The sequence below is a fragment of the Lactobacillus delbrueckii subsp. bulgaricus genome, assembly GCF_046938665.1.
Classification (GTDB): Bacteria; Bacillota; Bacilli; order Lactobacillales; family Lactobacillaceae; genus Lactobacillus; species Lactobacillus delbrueckii_C.
Window position 1 is genome coordinate 18,139 of record NZ_JBKZCD010000018.1, and the last position, 16,636, is coordinate 34,774.

The following is a 16,636-nucleotide window of genomic DNA, read 5'->3' on the forward strand; positions in this document are numbered from 1 at the left end:
GTGAGGAAAAATTAATGAAGAAAATCTTACTTGGAATTAGAACTTTGATATTCTTCGTTGTAACAAAGGTGAAATATAGGAAAAAGGTTCAACTCCATACAATAAATTCTATACGAGGCAAGATAATTCTTGATCTAGGGCAGGATACAAAATTGAGTATTGGATCTTTTTTAATGAGTCAAGGTCCGTTATACATTAAGGCTGTTGGTAAAGGTAAAATTGATATCGGAAACAATAACTTCTTCAACCACAATGTGTCAATTACAGCAGCTAAGGCAATTATAATTGGAGATGGTGTCGATATTGGCAATAACGTTGTTATAGTTGACCATGACCATGTAATGAATGACAAAGGGGTCACTGGTGAATTGAAGTCGTCTCTAGTAAAGATTGATAATTATGTGTGGATAGGTGCCAATTCAGTAATTACTAAAGGTGTACATATTGGTGAAGGTAGTATAGTTGCAGCAGGTGCAGTGGTTACTAAGGATGTACCTGCGCATAGCATTGTAGCAGGAGTTCCGGCAAAAATATTGTAAGAATATCGAAAAGATAGTTTATTGTAAATGTTATTTTTATAATATTAATATTAGCCAGGCTTAGGAACAGAGTAGAATAAGGAGTTTATCTTGTCACCACAAGTATCAATTATCGTGCCAGTTTATAATGTTGATAAGTATTTACAACAATGTGTCGAGTCGTTAGTTAATCAATCATATCACAATCTTGAGATAGTATTGATCGACGATGGCTCAAAAGATACTAGTGGTCAAGTTTGTGATTACTTTGCTGAAAAATATAAAGAAATCAATGTCTTTCATAAAGCAAATTCTGGTTTAGGATTAACCAGAAACTATGGACTAGAACGGATTAATGGTGAGTATGTAACGTTTGTTGACAGTGATGATTATCTTCAGCAAGATGCAATTCAGAGATTAGTTGATGGATTAGATGACGGAAAAAATGATACGGTAATCGGTGGTTTTACAAAGGTTACTGATGAGGGTAAAGAACTTTATACGGAAACATATCCTGAAGAAGTTGTAGATAATGGGCAAGTGTACAGTCATCTATTTAATAGGATGTTAGGTAGTAGCCCGGATGAGCATGATTCAATTAAGCCATCTGTCTGGAATGCTTTATATTCCGTAAAATTAATTAAGACACACAACTTACGCTTTGTTTCAGAACGTGAGCTAATTTCAGAAGACATAGTTTGGGATTCAGACTACTATCGTTATTCTAAAAGTGTCAAAGTTATTACTTCATCCAGCTATTACTATCGATATAACCCAACTTCCTTATCTCAGACATATAAACCTGATAGATATGAAAGAAGCATTAAGTTTTATAAGTATATGATTGATAAAACGTCAAAAACAGAGATTGCAAAAGATGCATGGCTGAGGCAGACTAAGAATCTTTTTGTAGCTGTCAGAACATGCTTCTCTCAAGGAACAGATAGACCATTTAGTGAAGTACGTCAAAGTATTTCTGAAATTTGTGAAGATGTAACACTACAAAATGCAATTGCAGAATATCCAGTAAATAGGTTGGAATGGAAGCAAAAGATTTTTATCATGTTAGTTAAAAATAAACAGGCAAAAATTTTAGCATTTGTAGCTAAACAAAAATTGATATGAGGAATTAGTAGAGATAAAGCGGCATGTATTCTTTAAGCATGGAGTGTAATATATGAGTCAAAAAAAGATAATCCTAAATAATCTTTATTGTACAGCTTATGGCTTATTTATTGCTGGCATGATATGTGGACAAACATTATTGCCAGTATCCCCTCTAATTCGATATTCTATTATATGTCTAGGTTGTGGTTTGCTAGCAGTGAAGATGATTATCGATGTAATTACACACCCAGAACTGTCTACATCGAGGATAAAAATATATTTTTTATTTTTAATAATGCTTAGTTTGGCTATTGTGTCGGTCAAAAGCAATAAAGAATATGAAATTTTAGGTTCTGTTATATTTATTTTCGGTGCTTATGAAGTAGATTTTAGATCTATTTTAAAAACGTTTATATATGTTGCCGCTAGCGTATTATCTGTGATGATAATTGCATATTTTTGTGGATTTATTGGTGATGGAGTAATTCAGCGAAGTTCATTTTCGGGGAGAACTAGAATTACTTTTGGATATAGAAGCGCTACAGACTTAGTTCAGTTAGTTACGTATATCTTATTGACAGATATTGTCCTTTGGTTTAAAAAAAGGGGCATCATATGGTGGAGAATTGTATTGTATCTATTTTTGGGATCAGTTGGTTGGTTCTTTACTGATTCTAGATTAGCTAGTGGATCAATATACTTGCTTATACCAGTATTAATAGTTCTTAAGTATATAGATATTGACTATTCGAACAAAATTATAAGCTTCTTCTTGAAATACCTATTCGAAATCTGTTTATTAGTTTCTATAGCTATAGAAAATCTGTTTATGACACATAGGTATGCTGCTTTGAATAGCTTTGATACATTTTCTTCTGCAAGATTAACTAATACTGAAATCGGTATAAAACTATTTGGATATACAATTTTTGGACAAGACATCTATACTAGAATATTATTATATTGGTCTAAATGGTTTTATATCGATTCATCATACTATACATTTTTAATGGAGTATGGTATTGCCCTGCTGATATTTGTAGCGTTGATGTATACGGCTACTGTAAAAAAACAGTTGCAAAAGGGAAATATTGCAGTATCGATTGCGTTAGGAATAGTTTGTCTTGATAGCCTAATTTGCAGAGAGTATTTTTTGATTGAATATAATGTATTTCTACTGGCATTCTTAGCAAATACTGGTAATTCTTTTAATAGTAGTGCAGAAGAACTATTCGCCTAGATATTGCTAGACTTTAAGAAAAAATATATACATATACCAATGACAATACTATCTATAGAAAAAACTATTGCTATTTTACCGGCTAAAGGTTGTAATAAATATAGAGAAAGAGGATTGAAATGTCAATATTTAATAAAGTAAAGAAATTAGTTATGGGGTATAGGTCAAGTAGTGCAGATTATATTGATCATTTAAGAAGCATAGGGATAGCAGTAGGTGAAAATGTAGAAATTTTTAGACCGTTCAACACTACTATTGATACTCAAAATCCACATTTGTTGACTATTGGCAATGATGTTCAAATTACTGGACCTGTAACAATCTTGACACATGATTATAGTTGGAGTGTACTTAAGCGTAAGTATGGCTACATATATGGTAATCAGCGAAAGACTATTATTGGTGATAATGTTTTTATTGGTTGGGGGGCTACTATCTTGGGAGGAACTCAAATTGGTAATAATGTTATTATTGGAGCAAATGCTGTAGTAAGTGGACATGTTGATAGTGATTCTGTCTATGCAGGAAACCCCGCCAGAAAAATTATGACTTTAGAGGAGTTTAGAGATAAACGCAAGAAGAAACAAATTGAAGAGGCAAAACAAATAGTACTAGAGTACAAGAAGAGGTTTAATAAAGTACCGCCTGAATCTGAACTGGATGAATATTTCTTCTTATTTCGCAATAATGATGATCTGCCTGCTTTTAATAAAAAAATGAAACTAATGCGTAATTATAATATGAGCAAGAGGACTCTAGAAGCACAAAAGACAGTCTTTAAAAACTATCAAGAGTTTTTAAATTATTGTCTAAAAGAAGAGTAGCCAATACTCAAAGGTGATATGAGTGAGAGATTTAATTAGTATAGTCATTCCAGTTTATAATAGAAGTAATTACTTGGTCAAATGCCTCAATTCTATTGTCGAAAGCAACGATCATTCCAATTTTGAAGTGATTTTAGTAGATGATGGTTCTACAGATAATAGTGGTGAGATTTGTGATAGATATGCGACTGAATATTCCAATGTTCATGTGATTCACAAGACAAATACTGGGGTTTCGTCAACTAGAAATATAGGGTTAAGCATAGCGGTAGGTAATTGGATTTGGTTTATAGATTGTGATGATATACCTTTTTCTGGCGCTATTGATGTTTTATATAACCAGGTAAGAGGAAGTAGAGATGACGTAGTCATTTTTACTTATCAATCATTCAGAAAAGAGGATACTTTTACTAAAAAAATAAAAGCCCATAAGCAAGAAATTAGCAAAACGGACGCTATAGGTACTCTTCTTGATATGAATTATGCATCATTCCCATGGAATAAACTTTTTAGGAGAAGGTTGCTGTTAGACAATGAAATTAGGTTTCCAGAGGAAATGTCTATGTGTGAGGATATGGAATTCTGTCTTCGCGCTTATGATAAGGCTGAGAAATTCGCATTGATTTCAGAACCACTCTATGGATATCGTCAAGATAATAGTGGTGCATCGTCTAGTACTGATAAAAAACATTATAAGGATGCGGCAGTAGCAAATTATGACTTATGTTGCTATATTGAACAAAATTATCAAAAATATTTTGGGGATAGTTTTAAGAATGCTGTCATAGCTGCAATTGCGTATCTACACCGTTATGATCACCGTGATAATAGATATGCCGAATTAAGCGAGTTTATTAGTATACATGAGCAACAATGTAAGAGGTTGAATCGTAGATATAGAATAGAAGTAATAACTTTTTTACATAATAAACGGCTCTTTTATATCATTGGTTTAGCTGGGAAAATATTGAGATATATCAGAAAGTAACAGAAGCGATGTTATTTTTGAACGCATATTAAATAGGGAGAAGTGAGCCGTGAAAAATAAATCATTAGGGAAGAATGCATTTCTAAACGGATTACGAAGTGTTTTAAATATCATATTCCCTATTATTACATTTCCGTATGTTTCTAGAGTGCTGAGTGTTGGAGAACTAGGAAAATACAATTGGTCGAATTCGTTTGTATCGTACTTTTTGTTGATTGCTGGTTTGGGAATTGCGACATATGCAGTTAGAGAAGGCGCTAAGTTTAGGAATGATCGAAATGAAATTAGCGATTTTGCAAGCCAAGTTTTCTCAATCAATATATTTTCTACTGTAGCTTCATATATACTGTTGTTTTTGTGCATTCTCATATTTCGGAAAGTTCAAAGTTATTCTGTATGTATTTATGTATTTAGCATTCAGATTGTTTTTACTACATTAGGTACCGAATGGATATATAGCATCTTTGAAGAGTATACATACATAACTGTTAGAAGCATAGTATTTAAAATATTGTCTATAATTATGCTATTTATTTTTGTAAGAAAGCAGGGCGATTATTTAAATTATGCTGGAATTACTGTTTTTTCTGCAGTAGGCTCAAATGTACTAAACTATTTACATGCTAAGAAATTTTGTACGATTAGGTTTACTTTTAAAATAGATTGGAAGGCGCATCTCAAACCGATCTTAATAATTTTTGCGTCATCGGTTGCTACAACAATATATTTAAGTCTAGATACTACTTTATTGGGATTGATAAATAACAACTATGTTGTAGGTATCTACTCTGTTTCGACAAAGATGTACAATATTGTTAAGGAACTTATTGCTGCAGTGCTAACTGTTACGATCCCTAGGTTTGCGTTGTTGTGGGGGAGAAAAAGATATAGAGAGTATCGGAAGCTTTTACTACAAATATCAGATGTTTTGGCATTGATATCAATTCCAGCAGCTGTTGGTGTTTTTATGCTGGCTCCACAAATTGTAGTACTACTGTCAAGCGCAAAGTACATTAGAGCGGTAAGCTCGTTACGTTTATTATGTCCAGCGCTAATTTTTTCAATTTTTAGTTGGATTTTTACCAGTTGTGTATTAATACCTGCAAAACGTGAAAATAAGGTTCTGATTATTACAATAATTAGTGCTGGAGCTAACTTGATATTGAATTTACTGCTAATGCCATCTTTAGAAGAAAATGCTGCTGCAATAACTACATCATTGTCTGAAGCAATTTCTATGTTGCTTGGAATTTATTATAGTAAAGATATGATAAAGAGACTGTATGATAAAGAATTCTGGAAGGATATACTAACATATACTTTTGGTGCGTTGGCTATAGTAATAATTTGCATTTGTGGTAATGCAATATTTAAATCAACAATAATGATCATTTTATTTGATGTTATTCTATCTAGTTTAGAGTACGCTTTGATACTTCTTGGCGCTAAAAATAAATTTGCACTAGACGTACTAGAGTACATTCTAATGAGGTTTAAATAGTGGAATTTGATACGTGTGGTGCTAGTTAAAGAAGCTGAAGTCATGAAGGTAGGACGTAGTTAAGATTGTAAGTTAATACGATTATCTTGATGTTTGTTGGAAATCATCGCTGTTTCTTGCAAGTATTTTTTCGATTCTTTAGTATTTTATACAGAGAACATGTTCTCGATTGTTCGACGAGTTGCCATCAATGCTCTGTTGTTGTTCTGCTTAGCACCTTTCATATTTTTTCGATAAGGCGCCCACAGTACATAGCCACTTGCCAATATAGCCTTCATTAGCCAAGACATAGCACTTTTCAGGATGGGAAATTAGCAGTGGAAGACATGCTAAGATCGAAGTATGGTATAACTATGTTCTCTGGAAGATCCTAAGCTAAAATGCTTCGGAAGATCTCTTTGAAGAATTTATTTTGCAATTGACAGATAATTGCTAAAAGTAAACGGGAGGAAATATGAAGGTCCTATTGGTTAGTACAAATAATTTGAGTGACAATGGAATATCAACGTTTATTATTAATAATGCTAAGTTACTAGCTAAGAAAGATGATGTTCATGTTGATGTTTTAGCTCCTAATGAAGTTGCAAAAGATATTAAGAATGACCTTAAAAAAAATAAGATTAAGGTCTTTGAGATCCATAATCGCAATTCCAATCCTAAACAATATTTTAAGAGATTGATCTCATTGCTTAAGCGTGAGAAATATGATGTAGTCCATGTTAATGGCAGTAGCAATATCATGTCAATTGAGTTAGCAGCTGCTTTCTTCGCTGGAGTGAAAGTAAGAATAGCTCACAGTCATAATACTGTTACCGAACATGAAAGACTGCATAAACTTTTACATGTGCCATTTAATATGTTTGTAAATTGCCGAGTAGCTTGCAATGAAGCGGCTGGAAAATGGTTGTTTAACAATAAAACCTTTATTGTTATTGACAATGGTATTTTCTTAGACAAGTATCGTTTTAATTCTACTGTTAGAGAACAGATGCGTGAACAGTTAGGTATAGGCAAAAGCGATATTTTATTAGGACATGTTGGCGGCTTTAATGAACAGAAGAATCAAGCCTTTCTACTTGAAGTTATGAAAGAGTTGGATGCCAAGTATAAATTGGTTTTAGTGGGTCAAGGTGGCTTGTTTGATCAGGTAAAGAAACAAACAAAAAATATGAACTTGCAAGATCGTATTATCTTTACTGGATCAGTTCATAATGTGCCCGATTATCTTTCAGCCATGGACATATTTGTTTTGCCATCCCGCTTTGAAGGACAACCTTTCGTAGTTGTTGAAGCCTCTGCGAATGGTCTGCCAATTATCTTGTCAGACAAGGTTTCAAGAGAAATTGATCTAACTGGCAAGTTGAACTTTATTCCTTTGAATCCTAAAACTTGGATTAAGTCGGTTCAACAGATCGCTTTGCCATCACGTGATACTGAGTCAGAAGACAACATTAAGCGCCTAGCAGCTCATGGCTATGATGCTATTAAAAACGCAGATGACTTGTATAATCTTTACGTTGAAAGATTGAATAAGTAACCTGTAAGGTAAGCCCACAGCAGTGGGGTATCTATCGACCTCTGTTCAATAGTCATATACTGTTCTTAACAATTAAATATGGAGGAACACGATATTATGACTGAACATCCAATCGTACCGCTCGAGCAGCCAAAGGACAGAATCAGGCCTAAGAATAGGCCCGGAAAGAACCGGCTTGTTCTTAACCTGAAGTCCAATGGGGTTGAGCTGTCATTTTACAGTGAGGCCACTAGCGATCTTATGCTCGAAGTCGTAGATAGGTTCTTGAGCCATGATTAATCTGGCAGAACTGGGGCGCGTGTTCATTGTTTGTGGTAAGACCGACATGCGCCGAGGGATCGATTCGCTTGCTTACATAGTTAAGAAGAGCTTCAACCTTGATCCTTTTTTCTGAATAAACTTGCCCGTATTAGAAAGTCAACGTCTGGAAGCCTATTTACCATGCCAGAAAATGTTCAGCTCCACTGTAAGTAAAGTCCCATAAACTGATTAATCCCATCTTAGCATTGCTAGGATGGGATTTTAATATATTATGCTATTGGGTGCTTACGGTGCTTGTCTTTGATTTTAATGTGCAACTCTACTATACTTAGGTATAAAATTGATGAAAAAAGTAAGATGATATTTATGAGGCCAAAGACAAAAATGTGGATAAAATCTTTAACTATACATGACTATAGAGCATTTCAGAGAGAATTCAATATCGAACTAAGCTCAAATTTAACAGCAATTGCTGGCGAAAATGGTGTAGGCAAATCTACTTTATTAGCGGTGCTGACGAATGTTGGTGAAGTAAAAAACTATAAGACTCTAGCAGGGACTCCGTTTAGGGGGGAATTCAGCAATATTATTATGTTTGACCCAAAATTCGATACAGTTGGTGAAAAAGCGACGGTAGAATTTGAGGATATACCAGATTCACCAGAACAATACCGCGTATCAAAAAAAATTTCATTTCGTGCTTCAAAGCATACTGGAAAACGCAAAAAAGAAAAATATATAAAAAACAATGTAAATAAAGGACTATATTCAAAGAAGGTTGTACAAGAGAAATATATACGTTATCGCTTAATACCAATTAAGACGAAAGAAAGAAATAGTGAAAGTAAGGTTCAATTTCCAACCTACTATTTAGGTCTGTCTCGGCTTGATCCGTTAGGTGAGTTCGATACTGCAAAATCGAAAATTATTCCCCAAAAATGGCAAAAAAAAATAGAGGAAATACATGCTAAGATTTTGGGAGAGAATAGAGAGCAAATTGAAACAATTGCTAATTTAGATGTTGGCACACGTCATAATAAGGCCAATATTGAAACTAGTTATTATGGATATGAATCAAATTCCAGTGGTCAAGATAATACGGGACAAATTATTGAAGCGGTTTTGTCATTTGAAAAATTAAAAGAAGAGATGGGTTCCAATTCTGAGTGTTTCGTAGGAGGTATTTTAGCAATAGATGAGATTGAATCTACCCTTCATCCAGCTGCACAAAATCGCTTAATTGATTGGCTACTGAAAGAATCTATTGACTTAGGTGTACAAATAGTTTTTACGACACACAGTTTAACATTACTAGAACATTTGTCTGTTTTGAGAGCAAGTAAGGAAGATGCAATTCAAATTAATTATTTGAAGGGTTCTAATAGTGCGCCTGGAAACATAAGCTGTTATGAAAATCCGGAAAAAATTTTCTATCGCTTTAATTTACAAGAAACATATAGAAAAAATACTGAAAATATTGAGCCGCATATTAAAGTGTTTACGGAGGATGGGGTCGCTAGATGGGAGCTTAATAAAATTGTTGACTATCTAAATTTAAGGAAAAAAATGCCAGAAATAGAGATGATTGAGTGTAATTTGTCTTGGAATGTTATGGTAAACTTGCTTCAAGCAGATCCTATGGGATTTGATAACTATATTTTTATATTGGATTCCGACATGAATCCGAATGATAAAAATACCGAATTATACAAGTATATGCATTCTGAGGATAGGGTGATCAAGTTTAAAGTTAATAGTCAAGATGGAAATCTATTAACTTTCCCAGGTAAGTTTGCTCTTGAACAAGAACTATGGGCATATGTTAATAATCAAAAAGCAGGCTCAGAGCTATTTAGAAATAATTATTTAGCAAATCGAGGTATTACAACACCCGAGATGATTGAAAAAATGAATGCTATACACGTTAATAACAACGGAAGTAGTGAATTAAAAATGATCAAAGCTGATAGCTCAATAAATGATTATAAGAGATGGTTTAAAGAAAATAATACATATATGGATGCTTTTTTGGGGTCGTGGATGAAGTCAAATAGTGACGATGTACAACGATTCGGTGGATTGCTTGATTCAATAGCAAAGAGAATTTATAAGAACATAAAATCTGCAAATACGGAAATCTTCTGATAGTAAGGAAATTGAGATGCCAAGTACAGATTCAATACTCCGATATCCCGGGGGAAAAAGTCAACTATCAAAATATGTAGCACACTTAATTAAGCAAAATAAGTCGTCTGGAACGTATATTGAACCCTTTGCAGGCGGATTTGGAATAGCTTTACACCTTTTGCTTAATAATCAAGTTGATAGAATAGTTATGAACGATTATGATCCTTCAATCTATTCTGTTTGGTATGCTACTATTAATATGCCAGAAGAAATTATAAGCCTTATTGATCAAGCTGATGTTACCTTGACAGAGTGGTATAAGCAACGTTCAATTCATGAAAAGTCATGCAAAGATCCTAAATCGTTAGAAAATGCTTTTTCTACTCTTTTCTTGAACCGTACTAATATTAGTGGCATTATTCAAGGAGGACCAATTGGCGGTCAGAGTCAAGCCGGAAAGTACAAGATAGATTGTAGGTTCAATAAAGAAACCTTGAAACAAAAAATAAGACGTATAGCAGCTAGCAAAGATCGGATTATTTTAAGTAACCTTGATGCAAAAGATTTTATTTGCACAGAGTTACCAAATTATGATTCAAAAGATTCATTTATTTTCTTCGATCCACCTTATTTTAAGCAAGGTAGAAATCTATATTTATCATTTCCAAGTAATGTAGAGCATAAGATTTTAGCAGAAAATATTGTTGATTTAATTGATTACAAGTGGATTACTACGTATGATCATGAAGAGGAGATACTGAACTTGTATCGTCCATATGTTCAGTCTTTTGAATACAATCTTAGGTATTCAGCTAATCAAAAGAAAATAGCTAAAGAGTATTTATTTGCTAGTAAACTTACTAAAATTGATTCGTACGATAATGTGAATCTTACTAAAATCTAGTCTTATACAGATTTTATTCTGTTTCGCTTAATCTCCCCCTTAATCTCCACATCTCTTTGTCTTATAATTAGACTGGTGTTTAAGAGAAATAGAAAGAAGGAAGTAGCACAAGCGACCGCCATCCATCAAATGGTCCTGTGTGTAATCACTATGAAGAAATTACTTGCTGCATTGGCAGCTGGCTGCATCAGCTTGACAATGTTTGCTGGTCAGCCAGTTCACGCTGCCAAGTTAGGGCGCGGGACGATCATCACCATTCCTAAGCAGATGCGGGGAACCTGGTATAGTTACGATGCAGGTGCCGGACTTGAGCACAAAGTAGTCTTTACCAAGCATACTTTTACCAACAAAAGATTGCATAAATTGACCTTGTATAACCAATTGACTAGCGAGTTTGGCTACACGATTATCCCATAAACGGCGAAGCAAAAGACCAAAAATAAACAGATCCTCAAGCAGACCAAGTACTGGAGAATTGGTAGATGGGTCGCTATAAAGCCTACTACGAACGATCTTAAGAAACGCCTTAAGGCGGGGAAGTTTTTGCAAGTTAACCAATGGACGCCAACCTTAGCGGAATACTTCCCAATGTATCGTAGCGTTACGGCCAAAGTTGGTGGCAAAAAGGTGCCAGTGCTGGTTTACTATGATATCTACCTGCTGGCTAATTACTATCCGACTAAAGCATTAGCTAAAAAATACTGGCACAGTAGTGTAATACCTTATGTTTTTGACTAAACATGAGTATAAAAAAATCATTTTCCATTCCCGGTAATCCAAAACAACAAATCCCCGTATCTGCGGTAAAACAGGTACGGGGATTTACAGTCTAAACTGTTTAGTTGTTGAGACTTCATCTTTCTTCGGCAGGTGAGAGATCAAAGTGTTAGCCTTTCAAGGCAAGGCAGTATTATAATGTCTAGTAGGAATTTGTGTTTTTCGATAAAGGAGTTTGGCATGAGTAGAGAAATGGATTGGGAAACTTTTTAAGCTTTTACAAGAATACTGTCTTAAATTATTCTTTGGCGATGAAGAAAGCAATAATTCATCGTTTACAGCAAAAGAACTTAATTACTTTTGATCCACAAATTACTCTGGGAAATCAGTCTGACTCCCCATTATTCTTGCCAAACAAGGATGATATTGACTCAACAATTGTGGAGACCACTACCGATAAAAAATGTTCTCAATTTTATGAAGAATGGGAACTTATCAAGCTCTATAAATACTCAGTACCATTTTTCTTTGATACTGATGAGCCAGTTGAAAAAATGTTGGCAAAGGCTGAGGTGTCAGAATTGGGTAGCCAGATTCTACGTACTCTTCCAGCTGAATTGAAGGACGTTCAACCGGTCTATAAAAAAGTAGCTGATCAGACTGTCTTAGTAAAGTTTGTTTTGCAGAAATCTTATACGGACAGAAGCACTAATGAGCTTGTCGATTATCGTTATCCGGTTGTTATCTATTTCGATTTAGAAAATAAGTGTCTCGAGATTAGATACGACGCTATCAAGAATCGTAGCTATTACCCTAATGCGGGCGATGCTTATAGTGACATAGTCAGCTACTGCATCAAGTGGTTGAAGAATATTTTGAAAATTGAGCTGTTTAAGTGCGATTATTCACAGGCTATTGATAAGCTCAAGGGAGCAACTGACGATCCAGTCAAAATTTATCGGCAGATGATGTTGCTTAATTCAGGTGGTTCAGCAGATTTAACGGCTGCGATGGATGAGGACTCTGTTTTGCCATTTATTGGTGAACTGCGGGAACTGATCACTGAAAATGAAGAAGTTTTTAGCAAATCACCTGAAATTACGGAATTGCTCATCAGATACTTGGATGATAAAGAGGCTACTGCCAATTATCCTTACGTTTATGTGCAATGGGAGAATCCAGTTGTTTCGCAAAGCTATCTGGTTAAGATAACTTTTGGCTTTTCTAATCGGGAATATACAGTATTGCAACACTTGACGGGAACTTGTAAAGACTTAGAAATGGGGCGAATGAACAATGCAATCAAATATCTTTGCACAAGTGGTACCTTTACTAAAGGAGAAGAACTTAGATGCTAACATAGATGACTTTGTAGACTTCATGAGCCACTACCATGCAGGCGATTGGGTTTACCCAAGTGTTATTCATCGGAATCTGCAGCTTGATATCAAAACTGTTTATGAGTTGTTGGAGTTTCTAACGACTCAAAACTACTTAACTTCATATTTGCAGATCTACTGTCCAAATTGCAAGAAGTATACGGGCTTTTGCTATAAAACAATTGGCGAGATACCAAGTGAGCTTAGCTGTGCAAATTGTGATTATGAAATTACTGACCCAATCAATCATGCTGTAGTAGTCTATCGGGTGAACAAAGCATGAAGGATGATGCTAAGAGCAAAAAACTGAGCCGACTAGCTGATGATCTGACTAATCTAGGGCTGCCATTTTCAGATCTATTTCAGATGTTTGTAGATAAAAACGCGCAAACATTAAGCCTGTCAGATGAGGCATTTGTTCGCTTTGCTTCTTTGTATGATCAGTTGGATCGTGGAGATTGCGACTTTGGCGAAAAAGGTAAATTGCTTGAAGAATTGATCGCGATACTCTTCGAAGACGGTTATCCTGAAATGTTTGATGTCAGACGAAATCAGCGAACTAGCAGCAATGAGATTGATTTACTGCTTAATTGGTCAACAAGTTCTGCTATGCTTGGGATGCAACTTTTTGATGAAAAGATGGGTTCTTCTTTTCTCATTGAATGTAAAAACTATGAGGAGAAGGTTGGAGTAACGTATCTAGGTAAGTTTTTCTCATTGATGTGTTATACCGATACCAAATTAGGCATCTTTGTTGCTTGGAATGGCATTACAGGCTCTGATAATTCTTGGAATGACGCTATTGGTCTGGTTAAAAAAATAGCGTTAGCCGAAAAAAAGTATATCTTGGTTCTTAGTAAAGCTGATCTGGCAAGAATACGCCGAAAAGAAACCAACATTTTTACTCTGCTAGAAAATAAATATCAAGCTTTAAAGAATGATATTTCGTACAATAGCTTTATTCAAAAGCACGAAATTGAACTTGACCATTCATGGCCAAAAGAGTAACTTGATAAAATTCCAGCCCTTTATACTGAGGTGCTGGGATTTTTGTTATGGAGTAGAATTTCTGTCACCCTGGCAATCCGGTCTTCTCCAGCCAGCTGACGAACTGTCTGGCGGCTTGCGGACTGCCTTGCTTCAAGATGGCGACACCATAGTCGGGCACAATCTTGGTGGAAAGGGGCAGCTTCTTAAGGTCGAGGTCATTAGGATCGGACACAAAGTTGGCCCAGATTCCCCAGCCAAGCCGTGCCTTAACCATGGCCCGCGCGGTCGCGATATTGTTGACATAGGCCAGGTCCAGAGAATGGTTGTTTCTGCAGATCTCTTTTTGCAATAGGTCTTGCGTGGGCGGGCACCAGCGGTGGTCCAGGAAGATCAGCCTGTTCTTGCTCAGCTCTTTCAAAGAAATTGGCGGAGGACCAAGCTTGACTTCGCTAGGCACGATCAAGCAATAGTAGCCAATAAGCAAGCTGTGGTAAGCCAAGTTGTCCATTCCCGCAATGATGTCTGGCATGGTGAAGATCGCTCCGCAATTTTTATCATTTTTTGGACAAACGCTTACAAATTGTCCGTTGATTTAATCCGCTTTCGGGCATATTATTGATGGTAGCCGCTAGTCGCCATTAACGATAGGCAATTATATAATACAGGCTGGAGTAATTGATACTATCTCCTAAAACGCAATATACGATATGTTCTATTCTGTCCGGCTTGGCGTGAGTACCGGATGGTCTGTTTGCACGTTATAGCAGCTAGCGGTTATGGTTTAAAAATGAGACAACAGTTTTTAGCGACAATCAGTCTTAAGAAAGCGTGATCCGATGTCCGAAGATCTTAAGTCGCGCATTGCACTCGTGTTTAGGGCTGAAGTTGCTGAAACTGGCTTTAACCACGTTAGTGTAGTTCACCTGATGAAGAAAAGCGGTATTAGGAGGCAGACTTTTTACGATAACTTCCAAGATAAATATGATTTGCTCGGTTATACCATCCAGGCAATGATGGAAGCCGATGTCGAAAGCAACATCGACAGGCTGGATTGGGAGGAAATTATCGCACAAGTTTTCTATAGTGCTGAGCTGAACAGGGATTTTTACAAAAGCGTGTATTCAAGTCAAAAAGAGATCGACGTGATTGGTGAGATTTCGCGGCATATTACAGTGTTGCTGCGAAAGATCATCAAAGAAGAAGGCATGACCGACAATCGTAGGGCCAGCAACTTCGTGACGTTTTTCAGCATTGGCTTGACCTATACGATGATTGACAACCTCTTCAGCCATCACCCGCTCGACTACGATGTAATCGCTGACCGGGTTAATAGTGCCTTGCATTTTACACTCTCTAATCACACTAGTGAGGAATAAATGTTCTTTCCGCGCACCCCCCTTGAAACGTGCTCTCTTTGTTTCAAGGGGGTTCTTTGTGTGCCATAACATGAAACTTGAGTACGCAAGTGGTCCAAAATAAAAAGCCCCCGCGAGCGGAGGCTGGGTTGCTACCTAAACAAGTGCTTAAGCAGTTGTTTTCAGGTACTTCGGAGGTACCACTATCACGAAAAAGAACCAAAGGTTCATAGGGGAAACACCCCCAATCACACATCCTAGTTTTGAGATTGATGGTCTCGATGTGCATCTTGATTTAGCACATTTGAATAGTATAATGTGGGTATCACGAAAAAGAGCCGGAGATCACATCTGATGTGCAAAAATGGTACCAGCTGATTACTTGTGCCGAACCGGTAAGGGCGCTTAATAGGCGCTCTTTTTTATGCTCAAAAGCCCCGTATCCAACTTACGGATGCGGGGTTTTCTGTCTTTACTGATGGTCTTGGTAATTCTGCAGGTTTTCTGCAGGTCAATGTCTAGAAACGGCGTCAAATCAACGTTTTTTCTGCAGGTATTCGAATCGTTTCTGCAGGTTGCTGGTCAGAAATGCGTCAGATTAGCATCACTTTGGCATCAATTAGACATCTTTCTGCCAGTATTTTTAATCTTGCAGTTCAAAGCAGTAGATGTAGCAAATCTTAATTTCTTGATCCGTGTAGTCGCCAGCGGAGTAAGTTTTTATCGCTTCTTCGTAGTTTGACCAACTGGGGTCGTTACGGGTTAACTCAATCAACTTCCATGTGGGGATGCTGAGTAATTTGGTCAATTCAGACTTAAGATCCGCAAACCTATAACTGCCAATATCGTTAGCTGAAATAGGGGGAATATGCGTAATTTCAAAAGTTTCGGTCGAAAAGTCAAAAGCTTCATCATGGATCGGTAAAGATCCGTATGACCTAAAATACTCATAAGAATCTCTTTCTATCGGTCCAAATTGCCACTTGGCAAACTTTCCATCTATCAAGCGGGCCTTATACTTGTAGAGGTAAAAGCCTTGCAAGAAGAACAAAATTTTCTGAAGTTTTAAACTAGTCAGTTCAATGTTGCTTTCCTTGGCCGTATCAATTACTAAATTAGAAACGCGAAATACGTCGAAGCCATTAGCCATTACATTTCCCTCCCGTATTTGAGTACATCTATGTTATT

General features: G+C 36.1%; 18 protein-coding genes and 1 pseudogene. 16 read left to right on the top strand and 3 right to left on the bottom strand.

Annotated features, from left to right (window positions below; genetic code table 11):
- Positions 1–14: 14 nt before the first annotated feature.
- The 6 genes from ACLUXO_RS07540 to ACLUXO_RS07565 all read left to right on the top strand — a co-directional run bounded on the left by ACLUXO_RS07540 (position 15) and on the right by ACLUXO_RS07565 (position 6,178).
- The gene (locus tag ACLUXO_RS07540; RefSeq protein ID WP_412137023.1) at positions 15–539 is read left to right on the top strand and encodes an acyltransferase; all 525 of its coding nucleotides are present in this window, start codon (positions 15–17) and stop codon (positions 537–539) included.
- A 90-nt stretch (positions 540–629) separates the two neighbouring features.
- On the top strand, positions 630–1,643 hold the full coding sequence (locus tag ACLUXO_RS07545) for a glycosyltransferase (RefSeq protein WP_412137024.1): 1,014 nt from the start codon (positions 630–632) through the stop codon (positions 1,641–1,643).
- Positions 1,644–1,695: 52 nt separating this feature from the next.
- A complete protein-coding gene (locus ACLUXO_RS07550) occupies positions 1,696–2,865 on the top strand; it encodes a hypothetical protein (RefSeq protein WP_412137025.1) in 1,170 nt (389 codons plus the stop codon).
- 119 nt (positions 2,866–2,984) lie between these two features.
- On the top strand, positions 2,985–3,689 hold the full coding sequence (locus tag ACLUXO_RS07555) for an acyltransferase (protein WP_412137026.1): 705 nt from the start codon (positions 2,985–2,987) through the stop codon (positions 3,687–3,689).
- A gap of 22 nt (positions 3,690–3,711) precedes the next feature.
- Positions 3,712–4,677: a glycosyltransferase family 2 protein gene (locus ACLUXO_RS07560; protein WP_412137027.1), complete on the top strand. Its 966-nt coding sequence runs from the start codon at positions 3,712–3,714 to the stop codon at positions 4,675–4,677.
- Between the two features lie 49 nt (positions 4,678–4,726).
- Positions 4,727–6,178 carry a flippase gene (locus tag ACLUXO_RS07565; protein WP_412137028.1) on the top strand — a complete coding sequence of 484 codons (1,452 nt, stop codon included), beginning with the start codon at positions 4,727–4,729 and terminating at the stop codon, positions 6,176–6,178.
- Positions 6,179–6,199: 21 nt separating this feature from the next.
- Here the strand turns inward: ACLUXO_RS07565 and ACLUXO_RS10505 are convergent.
- A pseudogene (locus tag ACLUXO_RS10505) lies at positions 6,200–6,487 on the bottom strand (IS982 family transposase); the annotation flags it as partial.
- 145 nt (positions 6,488–6,632) lie between these two features.
- On the opposite strand from ACLUXO_RS10505, the gene ACLUXO_RS07575 reads away from it, so the two are divergent.
- From ACLUXO_RS07575 to ACLUXO_RS07615, 9 genes are all read left to right on the top strand, one after another.
- Positions 6,633–7,715, top strand: coding sequence for a glycosyltransferase family 1 protein (locus ACLUXO_RS07575; RefSeq protein WP_412137029.1), 1,083 nt, complete (start codon positions 6,633–6,635; stop codon positions 7,713–7,715).
- 96 nt (positions 7,716–7,811) lie between these two features.
- Entirely contained in the window at positions 7,812–7,994 is a 183-nt protein-coding gene (locus ACLUXO_RS07580; protein WP_412137030.1) for a hypothetical protein, read from the top strand.
- A complete protein-coding gene (tnpB, locus tag ACLUXO_RS07585; RefSeq protein ID WP_009557504.1) occupies positions 7,987–8,109 on the top strand; it encodes an IS66 family insertion sequence element accessory protein TnpB in 123 nt (40 codons plus the stop codon). Before ACLUXO_RS07580 ends, tnpB begins: the two co-directional genes overlap by 8 nt.
- Positions 8,110–8,342: 233 nt before the next feature.
- The gene (locus ACLUXO_RS07590; RefSeq protein ID WP_412137031.1) at positions 8,343–10,121 is read left to right on the top strand and encodes an AAA family ATPase; all 1,779 of its coding nucleotides are present in this window, start codon (positions 8,343–8,345) and stop codon (positions 10,119–10,121) included.
- Between the two features lie 16 nt (positions 10,122–10,137).
- Positions 10,138–11,007, top strand: a complete 870-nt coding sequence (locus ACLUXO_RS07595) for a DNA adenine methylase (protein WP_412137032.1) — start codon at positions 10,138–10,140, stop codon at positions 11,005–11,007.
- Positions 11,008–11,157: 150 nt separating this feature from the next.
- A complete protein-coding gene (locus ACLUXO_RS07600; protein ID WP_412137033.1) occupies positions 11,158–11,424 on the top strand; it encodes a hypothetical protein in 267 nt (88 codons plus the stop codon).
- Positions 11,425–11,550: 126 nt separating this feature from the next.
- Complete coding sequence (locus ACLUXO_RS07605) at positions 11,551–11,745, top strand: hypothetical protein (protein ID WP_412137034.1); 195 nt, start codon at positions 11,551–11,553, stop codon at positions 11,743–11,745.
- Positions 11,746–11,981: 236 nt separating this feature from the next.
- A complete protein-coding gene (locus tag ACLUXO_RS07610; RefSeq protein ID WP_412137035.1) occupies positions 11,982–13,082 on the top strand; it encodes a hypothetical protein in 1,101 nt (366 codons plus the stop codon).
- A gap of 300 nt (positions 13,083–13,382) precedes the next feature.
- On the top strand, positions 13,383–14,111 hold the full coding sequence (locus tag ACLUXO_RS07615) for a restriction endonuclease (protein ID WP_412137036.1): 729 nt from the start codon (positions 13,383–13,385) through the stop codon (positions 14,109–14,111).
- A 64-nt stretch (positions 14,112–14,175) separates the two neighbouring features.
- Here the strand turns inward: ACLUXO_RS07615 and ACLUXO_RS07620 are convergent, their stop codons facing one another.
- Positions 14,176–14,622, bottom strand: a complete 447-nt coding sequence (locus ACLUXO_RS07620) for a LysR substrate-binding domain-containing protein (protein ID WP_412137037.1) — start codon at positions 14,620–14,622, stop codon at positions 14,176–14,178.
- A gap of 307 nt (positions 14,623–14,929) precedes the next feature.
- Here ACLUXO_RS07620 and ACLUXO_RS07625 point away from each other — a divergent pair, with 307 nt between their 5' ends.
- Complete coding sequence (locus ACLUXO_RS07625) at positions 14,930–15,469, top strand: TetR/AcrR family transcriptional regulator C-terminal domain-containing protein (protein ID WP_412137038.1); 540 nt, start codon at positions 14,930–14,932, stop codon at positions 15,467–15,469.
- 622 nt (positions 15,470–16,091) lie between these two features.
- On the opposite strand, the gene ACLUXO_RS07630 is transcribed toward ACLUXO_RS07625, so the two are convergent.
- Positions 16,092–16,598 carry a Panacea domain-containing protein gene (locus tag ACLUXO_RS07630; RefSeq protein ID WP_412137039.1) on the bottom strand — a complete coding sequence of 169 codons (507 nt, stop codon included), beginning with the start codon at positions 16,596–16,598 and terminating at the stop codon, positions 16,092–16,094.
- Positions 16,599–16,636 lie beyond the last annotated feature (38 nt).